Here is a 3,685-nt window from a genome sequence, read left to right on the forward strand (position 1 = left end):
ATTTAAGATTAATCATACTGCTGAGCATATAAAACACGGTGATATTTCTTTTCGTGCAGCATTATTTATTGGTGAAATGGGAGCACAAATAAAATTTTTTCGAGGCACCTCTTTTGAATCAGCTTCATCTGGTATTGACATTTATGTTAAAGGTATGTTTGTCTGTCGAACAACAGAATTTTCTCCGTCATGGGCTTCATATGTCAATGGGGTGATTGATTTTGATAATTTAGATTTAAGTCTTTCGCGCGAGGAGGTGAAAGAGAACAGCTTATACAAGAAATATAGAGAAATTGTTGAAGGCAGGATTGCTGAACGTATTCGAGAACTAAAAGGAACGGACAAGCTTCAAAAAATAGTAGATCTTCATAGAGCTGACTTATTGCAAGGACTTGCTATCGTAGGTGATAAAAAAGTTTTTGGTGGAGGACGAACCCTTCTTGATGAGCTAATTGAGTTTATTCCCTTTGAGACGTCACATGGGAGAACTTTTTTGCCAAAATATATTGAATCAATCAATGATGCCTCGAAAAGGTTCCGGAAATGTGAAGAGAATACTATTTATTGTGTCTCTCAAAAAACTTCTGGAGCTAGTGAATCTATTTTGGCAGAAGATATGGGCTGGCCGGTGATATTTACTTTGCCAATTGAGGAGAAAATAATTGAAGATTTCGTGAAGTCAAATAATTCTTATTCTAGAAAGAAAATGACTTCTGACGATTTTTTTACTGATAAACAAGATGAGATAGATAGCCTTATAAAAATCTTATTCCAACAGCAAATGAGTCAAGTTAAAGCTCCTGAAAGCTTAGCTTATAAAGTGCGAAGTTTTCGGAAGTCTGTTCCTGCAATGTTACTTGTTGAGGGCTCTAATGATGAAGACTCAGCTAAATTCTTTAAGATGCTAGAAAGAGCTTCAGGTGATAAAGATCTTGAAGATAATGAGATGCTAGCAATAATGAAAAAATTAGCTGAAAGATTTCAGAGGGATTCAAGTAATAGAACGCTTTATGTAAACAGCCAGAATGATATCATAAAAAGCCTGGTTCAAGTTTATCGTACTGATCCAACAGATAAATCGCTTTTACTTACTGCTAGAGCAATTTATCACTCAGCACTGCTACAATCAGCACATGGCACGCTTTCTCCCCGTGATGCAGAAATCATAATTGAAAATTTTAATGAAACACTAGAAGAAGTATTATCTCTCACACTTCAAGTTAAAAAAACGGAAATAGAAGTAGAACAGCCTGAAGAAGCTGTTGGTTCTGATGCTCCTACTGAGTCTGTTGAACCTTATGTTTTCTGCGTGCACTCTTTCAGTTCTAATTCTGTATTAGCTGCTATCGATCAAATAAAGAATACTGTTCCAAACTTATTAGGTATTCAGGCTCTTTCAGCTAGTGATGAAGTTCGAGAACTAACGGTTCCTGAAAATGTAAAAACAATGATAAGACAGTGTAAGTTTGGTGTCGCAGATATCACTGGGAATAATCCCAATGTGATGCTTGAAATTGGTATGTTGGAGATGCTTGGAAAGCCAGTAGTAAAAATACGTGATGCAAATGATAAGGCTCAGATACCAATAGATATTGGAGTTGATTTATACTGTGTATACAATTCATGGGAAATAGGAGCAGGGAATTGGGCCGTCGATGCTAAATTTCCTGCGAGTGTAAGGAATTTTATCCTAAGAGCTAATTCTATAATTGAAACAAAATTGTAATTGTTCTGATTTGAAATATTCTCCTGTAGGAATATATCCTTCTAAAGAGAACTCTAATGGATAGGTCTTGGTTGACGAGAAATGTACGTTGAGTTACTCTCTATTTATATCTCTTATATCCTTGTGACAACTTTCTCAATTCAACGTTGCCGATTATGTCGCTCATTTTATATCTTTTAGTTGATAAGATTTTGATTTAGCTATAATGCAGGCTAGGCGTGTACATTTAAATAGCCTCCCACCATGCAAAATAACTGTGATAGACTGGATAGGAGTGCATATGTTCAATTAGTAGGCTATTCTGCTGCATTCTCCTCAGTGGTGTAACAGATCAACCTAGGAGATAATATTTCGGACCCACTGTCGTACTGCTTTCCGAATAGCGCGTCGTCCATCGGTACGATAGGTTTCAATTATTTGGGGTAGCTCTTTGATGGGTAACTCAGGTAATGCCAAACTCTTTTCAGATTGAATAAAGCTATCATCCTTCAAGTAGTAAATGTTTAGAACGCCCTGGTCATAACACCAAATTTCTGGAACACCCAAACGGGCATAGATCGGAAAACGATCCAATGATTTACTCGTCAGGTCAATTTCCAAAGCCAAATCAGGAGGCGGATCGCCCTGGCTCAGATCTAAATCAAGACGGCCCCTCACCGCTGCTTCATTCTGAAAATAGAAACAATTATCAGGTTCAACGCCTGCCATCTTCGCCTGCTGACGCCAGGTCGTCGAGCCATAGCTCTCATAATCTAAGTCCAGCTCGTCAGCAATATCCTTGACCGCATCCCCCAACACCTCTTTGAAATGCTCATGTTCTGGCAGCGGAGTCATAATTTCTAACAAACCATTATCGTAAGCAACATGAGCAGACCGCTGATCACCAAGGTCTTCTAGCAGTCGTTCGAATTGCTCCCAGCTAATATGACTTAGCACGACTCGATCAGCGCGCTGTGGTGTGGCAACCATAATCTGCTTACTTGCTTCAGTACAATGATAGGCCAGCTAATGGATATCTTGGTTACATCGGTTCATCTAGCACCAAGAAACGGAATCAAGGGCAGTCAAAAACTCTGAATCGAAATTAAGCTCAGTAACCTCTGTTTAAGCCGGGCTTCGACTTCGCTCAGCCCTCTACTGAGATGAGGATATGGACTTTATTAATTTCTTGGACCTAAGCAACCTCTGCTATCTCCAGTTTTGAGAATCTGCTCTTGTTAGTGTATAGAGTAGAGCAGGTAAAAAACAGTTTAAGGAATCAGGGTGTATGAGACCTACATCATACGGGATTGGTGCTCTAATCTTTGGTATCGTCAGTGCAGCGACACTCCACTCCACTCATGCTGAAGCCATTTCACCGCCCGAACCTACGTCACAGATAGCTCAGCAAACAACACAAGCCGAATTTTCTCAACATTTTCAGGATATCGGCGTAGAAGGCTCAATTTTGGTCTATGACCGCAACCAAGACCAAACCTATCAGCACAACCCTGAGCGTAACGGCACACCCTTCTTACCGGCGTCTACCTTCAAAATCCTCAATTCTTTAATTGCATTAAAAACAGGTGTCATTGCTGATGATGTTGCTGTTCTTACCTGGGATGGGATTGAAAGAACTATCCCGACATGGAATCGTGACTTAAACATGCGCATGGCCTTTAACCTTTCAGCAGTTTGGTTTTATCAGGTCATTGCTCGTCGTGTTGGACACTGGCGCATGCAACAATGGGTGACCGCAGCTGGCTATGGCAATCAGCAGATTGGCGACCCTAAAGACATTGATAGTTTTTGGCTAGAAGGCGAGCTGAGGATAACTCCTCAAGAACAGATTCAATTTTTGCGTCGCCTATACGATAACGATTTGCCGTTTTCAAATGATGCGATCGCAACAGTCAAAGACATCATGATCGTTGAAAAAACTCCTGACTATATCAGTCGCGCGAAGTCAGGATGGGCTAA

The 3,685-nt window shown here is 40.1% G+C and carries 3 protein-coding genes; 2 read left to right on the top strand and 1 reads right to left on the bottom strand.

The annotated features are described in order from the left end of the window. A partial coding sequence (locus IQ260_RS28740; protein WP_193996493.1) for a hypothetical protein occupies window positions 1–1,726 on the top strand: 1,726 nt, incomplete at its 5' end. Window positions 1,727–2,062: 336 nt separating this feature from the next. On the opposite strand, the gene IQ260_RS28745 is transcribed toward IQ260_RS28740, so the two are convergent. After that, entirely contained in the window at window positions 2,063–2,695 is a 633-nt protein-coding gene (locus IQ260_RS28745) for a Uma2 family endonuclease (RefSeq protein WP_193996494.1), read from the bottom strand. A 298-nt stretch (window positions 2,696–2,993) separates the two neighbouring features. On the opposite strand from IQ260_RS28745, the gene IQ260_RS28750 reads away from it, so the two are divergent. Continuing rightward, window positions 2,994–3,685, top strand: a 692-nt coding sequence (locus IQ260_RS28750; protein ID WP_193996495.1) for a class D beta-lactamase, incomplete at its 3' end; no start/stop codon positions are given.

It is taken from the genome of Leptolyngbya cf. ectocarpi LEGE 11479 (assembly GCF_015207065.1).
Lineage (GTDB): Bacteria > Cyanobacteriota > Cyanobacteriia > Phormidesmidales > Phormidesmidaceae > Leptothoe > Leptothoe ectocarpi.

Coding starts and splice junctions, on each gene's coding strand:
- IQ260_RS28745 (WP_193996494.1), bottom strand. CDS start 2,695: ATGGTTGCCACACCACAGCGCGCTGATCGAGTCGTGCTAAGTCATATT.